This window comes from Rhabdaerophilum calidifontis, from assembly GCF_008641065.1.
In the GTDB taxonomy this organism is placed as follows: Bacteria; Pseudomonadota; Alphaproteobacteria; order Rhizobiales; family Beijerinckiaceae; genus Rhabdaerophilum; species Rhabdaerophilum calidifontis.
Genome location: NZ_VTRS01000007.1, coordinates 142117 through 159508, shown reverse-complemented (window position 1 = coordinate 159508; position 17392 = coordinate 142117). Strand labels below are relative to the sequence as shown.

The 17392-nt window shown below is 68.4% G+C and carries 16 protein-coding genes; 7 read left to right on the top strand and 9 right to left on the bottom strand.

What is annotated here, in order from left to right:
* Positions 1–30 precede the first annotated feature (30 nt).
* Positions 31–1158, bottom strand: coding sequence for a copper-containing nitrite reductase (nirK, locus tag FWJ24_RS12275; protein ID WP_150288131.1), 1128 nt, complete (start codon positions 1156–1158; stop codon positions 31–33).
* A gap of 125 nt (positions 1159–1283) precedes the next feature.
* Entirely contained in the window at positions 1284–1943 is a 660-nt protein-coding gene (locus tag FWJ24_RS12270; RefSeq protein WP_206110839.1) for an alternative oxidase, read from the bottom strand.
* Positions 1944–2168: 225 nt separating this feature from the next.
* Here FWJ24_RS12270 and FWJ24_RS12265 point away from each other — a divergent pair, with 225 nt between their 5' ends.
* The 3 genes from FWJ24_RS12265 to FWJ24_RS12255 all read left to right on the top strand — a co-directional run bounded on the left by FWJ24_RS12265 (position 2169) and on the right by FWJ24_RS12255 (position 5182).
* Positions 2169–2873, top strand: coding sequence for a Crp/Fnr family transcriptional regulator (locus FWJ24_RS12265; protein ID WP_150288130.1), 705 nt, complete (start codon positions 2169–2171; stop codon positions 2871–2873).
* A gap of 74 nt (positions 2874–2947) precedes the next feature.
* Complete coding sequence (locus FWJ24_RS12260; protein ID WP_150288129.1) at positions 2948–4417, top strand: aldehyde dehydrogenase family protein; 1470 nt, start codon at positions 2948–2950, stop codon at positions 4415–4417.
* Positions 4418–4435: 18 nt separating this feature from the next.
* On the top strand, positions 4436–5182 hold the full coding sequence (locus FWJ24_RS12255) for a glucose 1-dehydrogenase (RefSeq protein ID WP_150288128.1): 747 nt from the start codon (positions 4436–4438) through the stop codon (positions 5180–5182).
* Positions 5183–5187: 5 nt separating this feature from the next.
* Here the strand turns inward: FWJ24_RS12255 and FWJ24_RS12250 are convergent, their stop codons facing one another.
* From FWJ24_RS12250 to FWJ24_RS12220, 7 genes are read right to left on the bottom strand one after another with little or no spacing between them, the layout of a single operon-like run.
* Positions 5188–5982, bottom strand: a complete 795-nt coding sequence (locus tag FWJ24_RS12250) for an ATP-binding cassette domain-containing protein (RefSeq protein ID WP_150288127.1) — start codon at positions 5980–5982, stop codon at positions 5188–5190.
* Positions 5979–6920 carry an ABC transporter ATP-binding protein gene (locus FWJ24_RS12245; protein ID WP_150288126.1) on the bottom strand — a complete coding sequence of 314 codons (942 nt, stop codon included), beginning with the start codon at positions 6918–6920 and terminating at the stop codon, positions 5979–5981. Before FWJ24_RS12245 ends, FWJ24_RS12250 begins: the two co-directional genes overlap by 4 nt.
* Positions 6917–7747, bottom strand: a complete 831-nt coding sequence (locus FWJ24_RS12240) for an ABC transporter permease (RefSeq protein ID WP_150288125.1) — start codon at positions 7745–7747, stop codon at positions 6917–6919. Before FWJ24_RS12240 ends, FWJ24_RS12245 begins: the two co-directional genes overlap by 4 nt.
* Complete coding sequence (locus tag FWJ24_RS12235) at positions 7744–8688, bottom strand: ABC transporter permease (protein WP_150288124.1); 945 nt, start codon at positions 8686–8688, stop codon at positions 7744–7746. The genes FWJ24_RS12240 and FWJ24_RS12235 overlap by 4 nt, the downstream gene beginning before the upstream one ends.
* A 15-nt stretch (positions 8689–8703) precedes the next feature.
* Positions 8704–10227 (bottom strand): ABC transporter substrate-binding protein, encoded by a 1524-nt coding sequence (locus FWJ24_RS12230; RefSeq protein WP_150288123.1) that lies wholly within the window; start codon positions 10225–10227, stop codon positions 8704–8706.
* Between the two features lie 36 nt (positions 10228–10263).
* Complete coding sequence (locus FWJ24_RS12225) at positions 10264–11607, bottom strand: acetylornithine deacetylase/succinyl-diaminopimelate desuccinylase family protein (protein WP_150288122.1); 1344 nt, start codon at positions 11605–11607, stop codon at positions 10264–10266.
* A 45-nt stretch (positions 11608–11652) separates the two neighbouring features.
* Positions 11653–12483, bottom strand: a complete 831-nt coding sequence (locus FWJ24_RS12220; protein ID WP_150288121.1) for a sulfite exporter TauE/SafE family protein — start codon at positions 12481–12483, stop codon at positions 11653–11655.
* A 485-nt stretch (positions 12484–12968) separates the two neighbouring features.
* Between FWJ24_RS12220 and FWJ24_RS12215 the strand changes: the two genes are divergently transcribed.
* From FWJ24_RS12215 to FWJ24_RS12200, 4 genes are all read left to right on the top strand, one after another.
* Complete coding sequence (locus FWJ24_RS12215; RefSeq protein WP_166443693.1) at positions 12969–13433, top strand: tripartite tricarboxylate transporter TctB family protein; 465 nt, start codon at positions 12969–12971, stop codon at positions 13431–13433.
* A gap of 13 nt (positions 13434–13446) precedes the next feature.
* Positions 13447–14955, top strand: a complete 1509-nt coding sequence (locus FWJ24_RS12210) for a tripartite tricarboxylate transporter permease (protein WP_150288119.1) — start codon at positions 13447–13449, stop codon at positions 14953–14955.
* Between the two features lie 75 nt (positions 14956–15030).
* Entirely contained in the window at positions 15031–16002 is a 972-nt protein-coding gene (locus FWJ24_RS12205) for a Bug family tripartite tricarboxylate transporter substrate binding protein (protein WP_150288118.1), read from the top strand.
* Between the two features lie 119 nt (positions 16003–16121).
* Positions 16122–17336, top strand: a complete 1215-nt coding sequence (locus FWJ24_RS12200; protein WP_150288117.1) for an MFS transporter — start codon at positions 16122–16124, stop codon at positions 17334–17336.
* Positions 17337–17392: the final 56 nt, after the last annotated feature.

Below are 17392 nucleotides of genomic sequence, written 5' to 3'. Positions count from 1 at the left end.
TCGGCCGGTTGACCCCGGACGAGGCGTACTTCAATGCGCTGCCAGCAATCCCGATGGCGGCCTAACCGAGGCAGGAATCCACTTAGGAAACGCCCCGAAACTGTTCAAACAAACCGAGCCAGCTCTGTGGTTGACATAGGCGTAGACGCCTGGCTGGAGAAAGGTGTAGAGCGCCGCGCCCGCGCAGCCGCCGGGGATGAACCAGGTCTCGAGGTCGCGCTCCGGCGGGTTGCGGAACTTGCCCGTCGCCCAGACGTAATCGCCGTGGCCGCCAATGAGATGCGGGCGGGTGTCGCGGTTGGCCTGGGAATGGACGATCAGCACCGTCTCGCCGACCTTGGACTTGAGCGCGCCCTTGCCGGTCAGCGCGCCGACGCGGCCGTTGAACACGACATGGCTCGGCGTTAGCGTGCGCATCGCCTTCACCACGTCATCATGCGAATCGCCGATGCTCTCGTAGCGCTTGAACTTGCCGTTCTCGTCGCGCGGGACGTAGAAATCCTGCTCGCCGACGTAATAGACGCGGTCGTATTTCAGCGCCTTGCCCTGCTGGTCGCGCAGACCCTCGCGCGGCAGCACCATGATGGCGCCATTCATGCCGGCGGTGACGTGCCAGGGCACCATGCCCTCCGGCGCGCAATGATAGACGAAGACGCCGGGCCGGGTCGCCTTGAAGCGCAGGACGGCCTTCTCGCCGGGGCCGACATCGGTGAGCTTCGCACCGCCGAGCGCGCCGGTCGCCGAATGGAAGTCGACATTGTGCAGCAACTCGTTGGTCGCGGCGTTGATCAGCGTGAGTTCGACGTAATCTCCCTCGTGAACCACCATCAGCGGACCGGGCACGGTGCCGTTGAAGGTGAAGGCGAAGACCTCGGTGCCCTCGGCATCGATCACGATCTTCTTCTCGATGATGGTCATCTCGAATTCGACGACCCTGGGGCCGCCAACCGCAACCTGATCATGCGCGTGCACGAAGGGCGGATCGACGAGCTTGACCTTGTGGCGCGGCAGCTTCGCGACATCGACCGCCGCGACCTTGGCCAGCCCAGCCGGCGCCACCGGCTGCGCGGCGGCATCCGTCACGGCCTGCGCCAGCGCGCTGCTCGCGGCCGCACCCGCGAGGATGCTTCGGCGGGTCAGTCTGAGGTCCTCGCCCATGGCTTGTCTCCGTTTTCTGCGATCGAGGATCGATCGGACGGAGCCAATCTAGACTTCCCGAGCCTGCGATTATTGTCGCAGCGCAATCTCGGCGATGATTGCCGGTTTGTCCCGCCCGATATGCCTCAGCACATGAAGCGGGGCGGCGGCGGCAGATCGTGTCCGGCCGCAAGCGCATCGGCGAAGCCGTGATTGATGTCGCGCTGGATGGCCTCGTCCTCCTGCATCGCCAGGATGATATCGCCGAGCCGCGCCTCGGGCGGCAGATCCCAATAGGCGAGAGCCGGCTCCGGTGCCGGCGGATTCTCCTGCCGGCCGGCCTGGATCTCCGCCAGGAATTGCGTATAGCCGCGCACCGCGTCCTCCGCGAAATAGCCGACAATCCGGTGCGCCATGCGCCGCGAGACGAGATAGATCAGGAAATGGGCGTTGTAGAACAGACCCTGGGCCAGGAGCACCAGCAGCCGCTCGAACAGGCTCGGCCGGTCGAGCGCAACGAACACCATGAGATGCGCGCGCTGAGCTTCCGCCTCGTTCATCAGCGTCCGGATCCAGCCGCGATCATCGGTCATGCGGCGCAGGCAGCGCAGATGCAGCAACGTTGCCGCGACCATGCCGGGAACGGCGGCGATGGTTTCCAGGACGATCGTCCGGTGGCGGTAGCGGCGTCCGAAGCACGCATCCGCGGCGCGACGCAGCAGGGTGACGAGGCCGAGAGCGATCCGGTCCGATAGATTGCCGGGTGGGTGATGGCGCCGGAGATCGTTCTTGTCGATGTTCAGCATGGTCCGAAGAAGCCCCTATTCCGCCAGCCGCCCGCACGATCGCAAAACGATTTCAGGAAGGGAAGCTGCGTCCCGGCGCCGAGCCGGACGGGCGCGACAACAGCCCCTTGACCCGGATGATTCCGGCTGCCTTCCTCCTGAAGCGCATGCTCGCGAATCCCTCGCGCAAAGACGGTGAATCGGCCTAGCCGGGAGAACGCGCGGCGGCAACGGGTGCAAGCGGTGATGAACCGGCAGACGGACCTGAACATCCTCGCGGGCACGGAGATCTTCCGCGGCCTCACCGCCGAGGCGCTCGATGAGATCCGGCGCGCAGCCTTCCGCAGGCGGCTTGCCAAGGACGAGGTGCTCTACCACCAGGGCGACCCGGCGGCGACCTTCTACGTGCTGATCGTCGGCCGCCTGCGGGTGACGCAGAACACGGTCGATGGCGGGCGGATAACCGTCCGCTATCTCGGCGCCGGGGAGATGGTCGGCTATGCCGTGCTCTCGGGCGCGGGCGCGCATCCCGGCACGGTGATCGCGGTCGAGGACAGCCACCTGTTCGGCTGGAGCCAGGAGAGCATCCGCCAGTTCACGGGCCGGCATCCCGAGGTCGCGATGAACGCCGTCGCCGCGCTCGGGGCGCGCTATCAGGAGACGCAGACGCGCCTCCAGGAGCTCTCCACCGAGAGCGTCGAGCGCAGGATCGCCCATACCCTGCTCCGCCTCGCGCATCAGGCGGGACGGCGCACCGCCATGGGAATCGAGATCGCCTTCCCTCTCTCCCGCCGCGACGTCGCCGAGCTTGCCGGAACCACCCTCCACACCGTCAGCCGCACCTTGAGCGCCTGGGAGAAGGACGGCATCGTGATGAGCGAGCGCCGGCATGTCATCGTCTGCCGCCCGCACGCGCTGGCGGCGCTCGACGCACCGGCCGGCCCGCTCTGACGCGGGGCAGATCCGCGCTTGCCTCCGGCGACGCTCCGGGCGCATCCTGCCGGAAACCGACTCGGAGGATGCCCATGAACGCGGTCGATCGCGGGACGCGGATCGAGACGCATCGCAATCTGATCGGAGCCGAATGGCGCTCCGCCCTTTCCGGCAGCACCCTGCCGATGGTCGAGCCATCGACCGGCGCGACCTTCGCCGCGATCGCCGCCTCCGGCGCCGAGGATATCGATCTCGCGGTCAGGGCGGCGCGTGCCGCCTTCGATGACGGCCCGTGGGGGCGCATGCCGGCCTTCGAGCGCGGCCGGCTGCTGATGCGCCTCGCCGGCGCCATTCTCGACCATGCCGAGGAATTGGCGGCGATCGAGGCGCGCGATTGCGGCAAGCCGATGCGGCAGGCCCGCGCCGATGTCGCGGCCACGGCGCGCTATTTCGAATATTACGGCGGCGCGGCCGACAAGCTGCACGGCGACACGATCCCCTATCTCGCCGGCATGACCGTGATGGCCCTGCGCGAACCGCTCGGCGTCACCGCGCATATCGTGCCGTGGAATTACCCGCTTCAGATCTTCGGCCGCTCGGTGGGGGCGAGCCTTGCCGCCGGCAATGCCGCGGTGGTGAAGCCGGCCGAGGATGCCTGCCTGTCGCTTGTCCGGCTCGCGGAACTGGCGCTGGAGATCGGCCTGCCGCCCGGCGCGCTCAACCTCGTGACCGGCACCGGCGAGGCGGCCGGGGCGGCGCTCGTGGCGCATCCGGGGATCGATTTCGTCTCCTTCACCGGTTCGCCCGAGGTCGGCACGCTGGTGCAGCAGGCGGCGGCGGCGAACCATGTCGGCGTCACGCTCGAACTCGGCGGGAAATCGCCGCAGATCGTGTTCGCCGATGCCGATCTCGACCAGGTCCTGCCCTTCGCGGTCAATGCCATCGTGCAGAATGCCGGCCAGACCTGCTCGGCCTGCTCGCGGCTTCTGGTCGAACGGTCGATCTACCCCGCCTTCCTGGAGCGGCTCGCGGCGGCCTTCGCGACATTGCGGGTCGGCGCGCATCAGGCGGATCTCGATTGCGGGCCGCTGATCTCGGCGCGGCAGAAGACGCGGGTCGAAGGCTTCCTCGACGAGGCGCGGGCAGCGCGCCTGCCCGTCCTCGCCCGCGGGACGATCGATCCCGCAGCGCCGGCGGGAGGCTTCTATGTCGCGCCGGCGCTGATCGGCGACGTGCCGCCCGATCTTCGCCTCGCCCGCGAGGAGATTTTCGGGCCGGTTCTCGCCGCGATCCCCTTCGCGGACGAGGAGGAAGCGCTCCGCCTCGCCAATGCCACCGATTACGGGCTCGTGGCCGCGCTCTGGACGCGCGACGGCGCGCGGCAGATGCGGCTGGCGCGGCGCCTGCGCTGCGGGCAGGTCTTCATCAACGGGTTCGGCGCCGGCGGCGGCATCGAATTGCCCTTCGGCGGCGTCAAGCGCTCCGGCCATGGCCGCGAGAAGGGGTTCGAGGCGCTGCACGAATTCACCGCGCTCAAGACGATCGTCATCAAACACGGATAATCCGGAACGGAATTTCCCATGAGGCTGAAGGACAAGGTCGCGATCGTCACCGGGGCGGCGCAGGGTTTTGGCGCGGGCATCGCGCAGGTCTTCGCCCGCGAGGGCGCGAAGGTCATCTGCTGCGATCTCAACGGCGAGGGCGCGGAGAAGATGGCCGAGAGCCTGATGAACGGCTCGGTCGGCATGGCCTGCGACGTCTCGCGGCTCGCGGATGCGCGGGCCGTGGCGGCGCGCGCGCTCGCCGCGTTCGGGCGGCTCGACATCGTCGTCAACAATGCCGGCACCTCGCACCGCAACAAGCCGCTGCTCGAGGTCACGGAAGAGGAATTCGACCGCGTCGTCGCGGTCAACGTGAAATCGCTCTACAATTTCGCGATTGCCGCCGTGCCGGCGATGCAGGCGCAGCAGGGCGGCGCGATCGTCAATATCGGGTCGACCGCCGGCATCCGCCCGCGCCCCGGCCTCACCTGGTACAACGGCACCAAGGGCGCGGTGCATCTGATGTCGAAATCCATGGCGGTAGAGCTCGCGCCGTGGCGCATCCGCGTCAATGTCATCGCGCCGGTGGCGGGGGAAACGCCGCTGCTGACGACCTTCATGGGCGAGGATTCCCCGGAAATCCGGTCGAAATTCCTCGCGACGATCCCGCTGGGGCGGTTCTCGACGCCGCGCGACATCGCCCATGCGGCGCTGTTCCTCGCCTCGGACGAGGCGAGCATGATCACCGGCGCGGTTCTGGAGGTGGATGGCGGCCGCTGCATCTGAGCGGCTCAGCGCTCCAGCACGGGCATCGCCGCGATCAGCGCCCGCGTATAGGGATGCTCCGGCGCACCGAACACGCGCTCGGTCGGGCCGGTCTCGACGATCCGGCCGCGCAGCATCACCGCGACATGATCCGAGAGATAGCGGATCACGCCGAGATTGTGGCTGATGAAGATGATCGAGAGCCCGCGCGCGAGCTTGAGATCGACGAGCAGGTTGAGGATCTGCGCCTGGATCGAGACGTCGAGCGCCGAGACCGGCTCGTCCGCGACCAGCAGCCGCGGCCCGGTGATCAGGGCGCGCGCAATCGCAATCCGCTGCCGCTGCCCCCCGGAGAACTGGTGCGGATAGCGCCGGAGCGCTGAAGTGCCGAGCCCGACCTCGGCGAGGGTGGCGGCGACGCGCGCCTCGCGCGCATCGCGATCGAGCCCCGGCAGGGCGATATCCAGCGGCTCAGCGACGCTGTCGATGACGCGCATGCGCGGATCGAGCGAACCGAACGGATCCTGAAACACCATCTGCATCGCGCGCCGATAGGGCCGCAGCGCACGCTCCGGCAGGTTCGAGATCGTGGCGCCGTCGAAGGCGATCGTGCCGCGATCAGGTCGTTCGAGCCCGACAAGCAGCCGCGCCAGAGTCGATTTCCCCGAACCGGATTCGCCGACGATGCCGAGCGTCTTGCCCTCGTCGAGTTCGAGCGACACGTCGTCGACCGCGACGAGCCGTCGCCTTCGGCCGAGCAATCCCTCGCCCGGCAGCCGATAGGCCCGGACGAGGTTGCGCGCCGCGATGATCGCGGTCATGGCGCCGCCTCCGGCCGGTGGCACCAGGCGATGCTCGCCCCCGGCACGGGCGGCGGGGGCACGTCGCGGCAGAGAGCGTCGCCCTTGGGGCAGCGCCCGAAGAACGGGCAGCCCGGCGGCAGCCGGTCGAGTTCGGGCACCTGGCCCGGCATCGGCCGCAACGGATTGGCATGGGCATTGCCGCGGGGGATCGCGGCGAGAAGCCCGTGCGTGTAAGGATGTCGCGGCGCGGCGAGCAGCGCGCGGGTTGCGCCCGTCTCCATCGCCCGGCCGCCGTAAAGCACCAATGTCCGGTCGGCCAGGCGCGAGACCACCGCGAGATCGTGGGTGATGAACAGCATCGCCATGCCGGTTTCGTCGCGGATCTCGCGGAGCAGCGCCAGCAGTTCCGCCTGCACCGTGACATCGAGCGCCGAGGTCGGCTCGTCCGCCACGAGCAGGGCCGGACGGCAGGCGATGGCGAGCGCGATCAGCGCCCGCTGGCGCTGGCCGCCAGACAATTCATGCGGATAGGCATGCAGCCGCGCCGCCGGGTCCGGCAATCCGACGCGGGCGATGAGCCGCAGGGCCCGTTTGCTTGCGCCGGCTGCATCCGCCAGACCGTGGCGGATCACCCCCTCGGCGATCTGGGCACCGATCGTCATCACGGGGTTGAGCGCCGTCATCGGCTCCTGGAAGACCATGCCGATCCGGCGTCCGCGCACGGCGCGCAGCTCGCGCTCGGACAGGCGGAGCAGATCCTGCCCCTCGAAGCGGATCGACCCGCTGGCGCGCATGCCGGGCGGCAGCAGGCCCAGCACGGCGAGCGCCGTCATCGACTTGCCGGAGCCCGATTCCCCCACAAGCCCGAGCACCTCCCCCGGCGCCAGGGTGAAGCTCAGCCCCCGGACGATCTCCAGCTCGCCGAGGCGGATTGACAGATTCTCGACAATGATCACGCGCCGCGCTCCCGCAGCCGCGGATCGAGCAGATCGCGCAGCCCGTCGCCGAGCAGGTTGAAGGCGAGCACCGCGAGCGCGATCGCCGCGCCGGGAAAGATCGCCAGGAACGGCTGGCGGGCCATGAAGGTCTGCGCGTCGGAGAGCATGCGCCCCCAGGAGGGGGCCGGCGGCTGGGTGCCGAGCCCGAGATAGGAGAGCGAGGCCTCCGCGAGGATCGCAACCGCGAATTGCACGCTCGCCTGCACGATCATCAGCCCGGCGATGTTCGGCACCACATGGCGCAGCAGGATGCGCGCAGGGCCGGCGCCGGCGAGCCGCGCCGCGCGGATGTAATCCCGCCGCATCACCTGGAGCGCCGCGCCGCGCGCGAGGCGGGCGAAAACCGGAACGTTGAACAGGCCGATCGCCACCACGGCCTCGACGAGCCCCGGCCCGAGCAGGGTCACGATCAGGATGGCGCTCAGCACGATCGGGAAGGCAAAGACGAAATCGAGCAGGCGCATGATCGCCGCGTCGAGGATCGTGCCATCCGCCCGTGCGGCGAGCAGGCCGAGGGCGAGCCCGAGGACGAGCCCGATCCCCACCGCCACCAGGCCGACCGTCAGCGCGTTGCGGGCCCCGACCATCAGCATCGAGGCAATGTCGCGGCCGAACTGGTCGGTGCCGAGCCAGAATTCGGCCGAGGGCGGCCGGAGCCGCGCCAGGATGTTCATCCGGCCGGGATCGGCCGGCGTCCAGACCAGCGAGACGAGCGCCAAAGCCACGATCAGCGCGCTCAGCACCGCGCCGACGAGGAAGGAGGGATGCCGCAGCGCCCGCATCATGCCGGCCGCATGCGGGGGTCGAGCAGGCCGTAGGCGATGTCCACCAGCGCGTTCACGGCCATGGCCGCGCCGGCGAACATCAGCACGAGGCTGCGGATCAGCATCAGGTCATGGCCGCCGATCGCCTGGATCAGCAGCCGCCCGAGCCCCGGCAGCGCGAACACGCCCTCGACCACCACGGTGCCGGTCAGCAGGAAGGAGAATTGCAGGCCGAGGATCGTCACGACCGGGATCAGCGCGTTGCGCAACGCGTGGCGCACCAGGGCCTCGGCGCGGCTCAACCCCTTGGCGCGGGCGGTGAGGATGTAATCCTCGCCGAGCGCCTCGATCACCGCCGAGCGGGTGATGCGCGCCAGCACCGCCGCCATCGGCAGAGCCAGCGCGAGTGCGGGCAGGATCAGCGCGTGCAGCGCCGGCCCCGGCCCCGCCGACCAGCCCGGAAACCCGCCCGAGGGGAACCAGCCGAGCCCGATCGAAAAGATCAGCACGAACAGGAGCCCGAACCAGAAATTCGGAATGGCGAGGCCGAGCTGGGAAACCCCCATCAGCACGGCGTCGAGCCGGGTATTGGCGCGCGACGCCGCCGCGACGCCGAGTGGAATGCCGATCCCGGCGGCAAGCAGCATCGCGAGCACGGCCAGAGGCAGCGTCACGCCGAACCGCTCGCCGATCAGCCCGCCCACGGGCACGCGATAGGCATAGGAGAGGCCGAGATCGCCGGTGACGAGCCCCGCGAGCCAGCGCAGGAAGCGCCGGGCGGCCGGCTGGTCGAGCCCCAATTCGGCGCGGAGCGCGGCGATCGTCTCCGGGGTCGCACTGACGCCGAGCATTGCGGCGGCGGGATCGCCCGGCAGGATCTCCAGAACCAGGAAGATGACGAGGGCCGCGGTGGCGAGCGCCGCGACCAGCATCGCGATGCGGGCTGCAAGAAAGCGCAGCATCGCGCCGGCCCGGTCTCAATTCCAACGCAGGTCGCGGATCGGCGCCGCCGGGATCGGCGAATGCGGCCAGAGCCCCTCGAGCCCCTTCCGCGCAACCGTGATCTTCGGCAGCATGAACAGGAAGACGTTGACCTGATCCTTCGCGATCTGGCGCTGGGCGGCCTCGAAGGCGGCCTTGCGCTCGGCCTCGCTCCGGGCCGATTTCGCGGCCGCCAGCGCCGTCTTCACCGCCGGCGAGGAATAGCCGAAATAATAATCCTCGCGGGCATAGATGTTGAGATCCATCGGTTCGACATGCGCGACGATGGTGAGGTCGTAATCCTTGTTGCGGAACACGCGCTCCAGCCATTGCGGCCATTCCATCGGCTCGATCCGCGCGGTGATGCCGATCTCCTTCAGCATCGCCGCCACGATCTCGCCGCCGCGCCGGGCATAGGCCGGCGGCGGCAGGCGCAGCGCGAGCGTGAAGCCGTTCGGATGTCCCGCCTCGGCGAGCAACGCCTTCGCGGCGCGCGGATCGAACGGCGTTTCCTTCGTCAGATCGAGATAGGCCGGATGGTTCGGCGAGAAATGCGAGCCGATCGGCGTGCCGAAGCCGGAAATCGCGCCTTCGTTGACGAGGTTGCGGTCGATCGCCATCGCGATCGCCCGGCGAACGCGGAGATCGTCGAGCGGCGGCCGGGCATTGTTCATCGCCACGATGGTCTCGCCCTCGGTGCGGCCGATCGCCACCACGAGGCGGGGGTCGGCGCGGAGCTGCGCCACCGCCTCCTGCGCGCCGATATTGGTATGCGCGTCGCAATCGCCGGCCAGCAGCGCCGCGACCTGGGCCTGCGGATCGGAGATGAACCGCAGGATCGCCTCGCGGATCGGCGGTGTGCCGCCCCACCAGGCGGGGTTGCGCTCCAGGACCAGCCGGTCGCCACGCATCCAGCGGCCGAACCGGTAGGGGCCGGTGCCGACCGGCTCCGTCGCGGCGCGGGCAGCGGATGCCTCGGAGAGGATCACCGCGTCGCCCCAGGCAAGCCCTTCGAGGAAATCGGCGGTATAGCGCTTGAGCGTGATTTCCACCCGGTCCGGCGCCGGCGTGGCGATGGCGGCGATCGGCTCGAAGATCCATTTCTGCGTGTTCTTCGAATCCGGCGCGAGCGCGCGCTCGAAGGAGAATTTCACGTCGGCGGCGGTGAAGGGCGCGCCGTCGTGAAAGCGCGCGTCGCGGCGCAGGAAGAAGCGCCAGGTCAGGCCGTCGGCGCTGACCTCGTGGCGTTCGGCGAGCCGCGGCACGATCCGCCCGTCGCGGTCGAAGGCCACGAGCCCCTCGAAGATGTTGTCGTAGGTCACCTCGCGGATCGCCGCGGCGGCGCCGGCGGTAGGGTCGAGGATCGGCGGCTCGAGCGTCTGGCATAGGGTGAGCCGGTCCCGGGCCTGCGCAGCGGCTGGCGAAGATGCGGAAATCCCGGCCGCAACCCCGAGAATGGCCAGAAACGCGCCGCGGAACAGGCCCCACTGGAACACGGTGTGGCGGACAGGATCGCGCATCGTTCTCTCCCCCGGCATTGTCTGCCTTTGCGCCAATTAAGCCGCTGGCGTCGCCCGCCGCAACAAGGTCAGCGTTGTGGCGGCCATGACTTTCGCGCTTGTCACCATGTCATCGATGCCGACCCATTCGTCGGGCTGATGCGCGAGATCAAGGATGCCGGGGCCGTAGGCGACGCAATCGCGCACCTGGCCGAACCGCGCGACATGCTTCTGGTCGTAGGTGCCCGGCGAGGCGACATGCGCGGCCGGCCGGCCGAACAGCGCCTCGATCCAATGGTCTAGGGCACGGACGAGCGGCGCCTCCGGCTCGGTCATCGTCGGCTCGAACCGCATGATCTCGCGCAGGGAATAATCGATCCCCGCGCGCCCCGCCTTCACGCGCTCCAGCAGCGCCACGATCTCGCCGGTCACCGCATCCGGATCCTCCTCGATCAGGTAGCGACGATCGAGCACGAGCCGGCAGCGATCCGCCACGACCGGGGCCGGGCGGCCGCCATGCGGATCCGGTTGTCCGCCATGGATCGAGTTGAGGTTGAGCGTCGCGGCGCGCGCGCCGTCCGGCACGCAGGGCATGCGGGTACGCCGGGCACGCAGCGCCGGCAGCAGCTCGCGCTCGATCAGGGCCAGGAAATCGCCCATGCCCGCGATCGCCGACACACCGAGAAACGGCATCGCCCCATGGCCGATACGGCCGCGGATCTCGACCTCGGCCCAGTAGACGCCGCGATGGCCGAGGCAGACCCGATCCGGGTTCAGCGGCTCGGGGATGATGACGTGGTCGACGCGGCCGCGATCGAACCAGCCGTTGCGCGCGAGATGGCCGACGCCGCCGAAACCGCCGCTCTCCTCGTCGACCGTGCCGGAGAATTCGAGCGCGCCCTGGCTCAGCAGCCCCTCCGCGAGCAGCGCCTCGACCGCGATCAGCGCCGCGGCGATTCCGCCCTTCATGTCGCAGGCGCCGCGGCCATAGACGCGGCCATCCCGCACCTCGCCCGCGAAGGGCGGCAGCGTCCAGCCCAGCCCCGCCTCGACGACGTCGATATGGCCGTTGAAATGGATCACCGGGCCGGGCCGGCCGCTCTCCCAGCGGCCGATGACGTTCACGCGCGGATGGAGATCGCTGTCATCGGGCTCGCCATGCCCCCGGACATAGCGCACCGTCGCGCCCGTGCCCGCGAGTCGCGCGCCGAGGAAGCGCGCACAGGCTTCGTAGGCATCACCCGGCGGATTGACGGTCGGGAAACGGATCAGGTCGCGCGTCAGGGCGACAAGCGCCTCGCGCCCCGCCTCGATGCGGCGGAACAGACGCGCGATCTCCTCCCCGTCCGGACCGGAAGCGGGCAGCGGGGCAGGCGCGTCTGGCGGCGTGTGACGGTCCATGGCTGGTCCTCGGCGCCAGCATAGCCGGCCCCGCGCGCCCGGCAATCAGGCAATGAGGCTCCAGACGAAGCGTGCCGAAACGAGCAGCAGGAAAACGCCGAACGCAATCTCCAGCCGCCGCTTCGGCATGGCATGGGCCAGCCGGGCGCCAAGCGGGGCGACCAGCGTCGAGGTTGGGGCCACCAGCGCGAAGCCGAGCAGCGAGACATAGCCGACCGAAAGCGGCGGCAGGCTCGCCATCTGCGACCAGCCGGCGAGCATGTAGGCGATCGCGCCCGGAATCGAGATCAGCACGCCGAGCCCGGATGAGGTCGCAACCGCATTGTGGATCGACCTGCCATGGAGCGTGAGGAGCATGTTCGAGATCGCGCCGCCGCCAATTCCCATCAGCGACGAGGCAAGCCCGATCAGCACGCCGTAAAGGCGCATGCCGAGCCGCCCCGGCAGATCCGGCGCGATGCGCCAATCGTCGCGCCCCGAAAGCAGCTTGACCGCGTTGGAGCCGGCCACGGCGACGAAAACCAGCTTGAGCAGCAGCGCCGGCGCGAAGGCCGCGATCGCGCCGCCGGCGATCACCGAGAGCACCACGGGAACCGCCCAGAGCCGCAGCACCGCCTCCAGCACCTTGCCCCTGGCGCGATGGGCGCGGAAGGACTGGATCGAGGTCGGAATGATGATCGCCAGCGAGGTGCCGACGCAGAGATGCATGCGGATCGCCTCCGGCACGTCGAGCAGGCCGAAGATCTGGTAGAGCACCGGAACGATGACCGCGCCGCCGCCGACGCCGAACATGCCGGCGAGTAGCCCGGTGACGAGCCCCGCGCCCAGGAGCGCAGCAACAAGGACGAGAAGATCCTGAAGGGGAATGCCGAGCATGGGGCGCCGGAAAAGGAACGGGCTTTCCGCGTAAAGCAGATACGCCGGCAAGGCAATGCGCCAGCCTGGCACAGGATCGGGCCGCAGATCCGGGCCGGAGGGCAGGCGCCGGCATCGGCGGCGCCGACATGGCAGCAAGAGCATTGCGCCCGATGCTGCGGCGCACAAGTCCAGAAAACGGCTTCGAGGGCCCGAATCGGCGCCCCGAAAGTCTAATCGATCAATCCGACTTCCGCAGTTGATTGCGTCAGAATTACCTCGCGACCCGAGATAAAACAACAGAAAGCCATATATCCAGACGCGATTCAATACATGCCGTTTTGAGTGGCTGTATAACTATTGATCGCGTCAGTTTTGACAGGATATTGAATAACATAGCCGTTTTTGCTCTTTACAGGCACAGCAAAAAGCCCGATACGACATTCCATCGGTCATTCGATCAAATTCAAGACGCGGCTACCGCGCTTGCTCCGGGAGGGGGTTCAGTGTCAGACCATCGAAGCCAGGCTGCGCGCTCGCCGCAGGATATCGTCGGCGGGCTCGCGCTCATCCTGATCGCGCTGCTCGCGCTCTATCTCGTCAACCATCTCCCGGCCTCGGGGCGGGTCGGCTTCGCCTCCGGCACCGCACCGCGCCTCTTCGCCTACGGGCTCGTCGGGCTGGGCGCGATGGTCATGATCACGGGCTGGATGAAGGAAGGGCCGCATATCGAGCGTTTCTCGTTCCGCGGCATCATTGCGATCCTCGGCTCGGTCGTGCTGTTCGCGCTGATGATCCGCACCTTCGGGCTTGCGGTTTCAGGCATCCCGATGGTGCTGCTGGCCGGAACCGCCGCGCGCGACATACGCTGGAAGGAGGCGCTCGTCTTCGCCATCGCGCTCACCGCGTTCTGCGGCTTCCTGTTCCCGATCGCGCTTGGCCAGCCGATCCCCCTGTGGCCGCAATTCTAGGGTCCCGCGTCCGATGGAACTGCTCTCGAATCTCGCCTATGGCTTCTCGGTCGCGGCGACAATCCAGAATATCCTGCTCTGTCTGCTCGGGGCGCTGGTGGGCACGCTCATCGGCGTGCTGCCGGGCATCGGCCCTGTCGCGACCATCGCGATGCTGCTGCCGATCACCTACAAGCTCGACCCGACCGGCGCGCTGATCATGCTCGCGGGCATCTATTACGGCGCGCAATATGGCGGCTCGACGACCGCGATCCTCGTCAACCTGCCGGGAGAATCCTCTTCGGTCGTCACCGCACTCGACGGGCACCAGATGGCGAAGAAGGGTCGCGCCGGCGCGGCGCTTGCCATCGCCGCGATCGGCTCGTTCATCGCCGGCACGTTCGGCACGATCCTGATCGCGGCACTCGGCAAGCCGCTGACCGAGATCGCGCAGGCGTTCGGGCCCGCGGATTATTTCTCGCTCATGGTGCTGGGCCTCGTCTGTGCGGTGGTGCTGGCGAGCGGCTCGGTGCTGAAGGCGCTGGCGATGATCTTCCTCGGCCTGCTGCTCTCGACCGTCGGCACCGATCTCGAAACCGGCGAGCAGCGCATGACCTTCGGGCTGCTGCCGCTGGCCGACGGCATCGAATTCGTGACCCTCGCCATGGGCGTGTTCGGCTTCGCGGAAATCCTGCGCAATCTCGAACAGGAACAGAGCCGCGACATCGTCGAGCAGAAGGTCACGAACCTGATGCCGACGCGGGCGGATCTCAAGGAGGCCGCGCCGGCGGTGGTGCGCGGCACCCTGCTCGGCTCCATCCTCGGCATCCTGCCGGGCGGCGGCGCGGTGCTCGCGGCCTTCGGCTCCTATACGCTTGAGAAGAAGCTCTCCAAGACCCCCAAGGAATTCGGCAAGGGCGCCATCTGCGGCGTCGCAGGGCCGGAATCGGCCAACAACGCCGCTGCACAGACCTCGTTCATCCCGCTGCTCACGCTCGGCATTCCGCCGAACGCGGTGATGGCGATCATGGTCGGCGCGATGACGATCCACGGCATCGTGCCGGGGCCGCAGATCATGCAGAAGCAGCCGGATCTGTTCTGGGGCATGATCGCGTCGATGTGGATCGGCAACCTGATGCTCGTCATCATCAATCTGCCGCTGGTCGGGCTCTGGGTGCGGCTGCTGCGCGTACCCTACCGGATGCTGTTCCCCGCGATCCTGATCTTCTGCGCGATCGGCGTCTACTCGATCAACAACCAGCCTTTCGACGTGATGCTCACGGCCTTTTTCGGGCTTTGCGGCTATGTGCTGATCAAGCTCAGCTTCGAGCCGGCCCCGATGCTCGTGGCTTTCGTTCTCGGCAAGCTGATGGAGGAAAAGCTCCGGCAGGCGATGCTGCTGTCGCGCGGGGATCCGACGACCTTCGTCAGCTTCTCCCAGCACCCGATCTCCACGGTGCTGATCATCGTCTCGGGGATCCTGCTGGTGCTTGCCGTGACGCCGTCCCTGCGCAAGAAGCGCGACGAAGTCTTCGTCGAATAGGTGCGCCGATCCGCGCCCTTGCCGGCCGGCTCCCGGCCCGCCGGCAGCCTTTCCAGACCAACAGGGAGAACAAGAATGAAGATCCATCATCTGCTCGGCGCCACCGCGATCCTGGCCCTCGGCACGCTGGGAGCCATGGCGCAGGGCTACCCGACGAAACCGATTACCGTGGTGGTGCCCTTCGCCGCCGGTGGCCCCACGGACGTGATCGCCCGCATCGTCGGCGAGCACATGTCCAAGACCCTCGGCCAGCCGCTGATCGTCGAGAATGTCGCGGGCGCCGGCGGCACCACCGGCCAGGCGCGCGTGGCCAAGGCCGCGCCGGACGGCTACACGATCGGCATGGGGCATATGGGCACGCTGGGCGCCTCGCCCGGCCTCTATCCCAACCTCACCTATGATCCGCAGAAGGATTTCCAGCCGATCGGCCTTGCCGCCGGCACGCCGATCGTAATCGTGACCCGCAAGGACCTTCCGGTGAAGGACTTCAAGGAGTTCATGGATTACGCCAAGAAGAACGAGAAGACGATCAACCAGGCCCATGCTGGCTCGGGTTCCGTCTCCCACATCACCTGCATCCTGCTGCACGAGATGCTGAAGATCGACCCGAACTCCATCCCCTATCGCGGCACCGGCCCGGCGGTGACGGATCTCATCGGCGGCAAGGTTGATTACATCTGCGACCAGATCGTCTCGGTTTCGTCGCAGGTGAAGGGCGGAACGATCCGCGGCCTCGCCATCGCGACTCCGGAGCGCTCGCCGGCGCTGGCCGATGTGCCGACCACCAAGGAAGCCGGCCTGCCCGCCTACCAGGTCTCGGCCTGGAATGCGCTCGTGGCGCCGAAGGGCGTGCCGGCGGATGTGATGAAGAAGCTTTCCGATGCGCTCATCGCCGCCGTGACCGACCCGGCGACGAAGAAGAAGCTCGAGGATCTCGGCGGCGTGGTGCCGGATGCCAAGGGCGCCTCGCCCGAGGCGCTCGCCGCGCTGATCAAGAGCGAGAACGACCGCTGGGTGCCGCTGCTCAAGGCCAAGGTCAAGCCGTGATCCCGGCCTCCTGGCCTGAAATTCGATAGTTCGATAAAAACCGAATAAAGAACTTGAATGCCGCCGGGTTCCGGCGGCATTCTCGTTTCGAACCTTTCTCTCGGCTTTCAGGACAGTTCATGCACCTCGCGCAGACCTCGGCGCTCGGTCCGCGGGTTCGCCTCGCGATCTTCGGCCTCGGCATCACCCAGATCATCGGCTGGGGCTCGACCTATTACCTGCTTTCGCTGCTGGCGCCGGAGATCGGCCGCGCGCTCGGGCTTTCGAGCGCCGCGACGCTGGCCGGCGCCTCGCTGCCGCTGGTGGCGGCAGCGCTGTTCGGGCCGCGCATCGGCCGCTGGCAGGACCGCGCGGGCTCGCGCGTGGTGATGAGCACGGGCTCGATCATCACCGGGCTCGGGCTCGGCCTGCTCGGCTTCGCGCCGGACGCCGCCTTCTACTACCTCGCCTGGAGCGTGATCGCGATCGGCGGGCCGATGATCCTCTATTCGGCCGCTTTCACGGCGCTGACGCAGATCGCCGGCGCGCAGGCGCGGCGGGCGATCTCGTTCCTCACCTTCATGGGCGGGCTTGCCTCGACGATCTTCTGGCCCTTCACGGCCTGGCTCCAGTCCTTCCTCGATTGGCGCTCGATCGCCTTCGTCTTCGCGGTGATGCATCTCGTGATCTGCCTTGGAATTCATCTCCGCCTCCCGGCAACCGGCGAGGCGCGGTCCGACGCGGGCACCGCGCCCCCTGCCCTGCCGCCCGGCCTGCCGCCGGAGGCGCATCTCCTCGCCTTCCTGTTGCTTGCGGCGATGCTCGCGCTCAACGGGCTGATCTTCAATGCCTGGTCGCTGCTCGTGTTCGAAGTGCTGAAGGGAATCGGCTTCGTGCCGGCGGCGGCGATCGCCATCGGCAGCCTTGTCGGGGCGTTCCAGGTCGCCGGCCGGGTCGGTGAATTGCTGTTCGGGGGCCGCTATTCCGCGATGTGGACGGGGCTGATCTCGGCGATCTGCCTGCCGGTTGCTTTCATGGTGCTCCAGGTTTCGGGTGGTGGCGTGGGGCTCGGCGGCTTGTTCGCGGCGCTCTACGGCATCTCGAATGGGCTTCTGACCATCGCGCGCGGGGCGCTCGTGCTGGCGATGTTCGGCACGCGCGGCTATGGCGAGCGGCTCAACCGCGTCACCGTGGCGCAGAACGCCGCCGGCGCGGTGGCGCCGATTCTCGGCGGCTTCCTGCTCGACCGGCTCGGCGCGCCGATGGTCGTGAGCCTGATGTTCGCCACGGCGCTCGTGTCGCTGGCGCTGATGCTGCTCTTGCGCCGGCATTGCGCCCGCAACGGCCTCACCTGACCGCGACGCGCGGACGGGTTGCCTCCCGCCGCGCGACCGGACAAGGTGAGACCTCC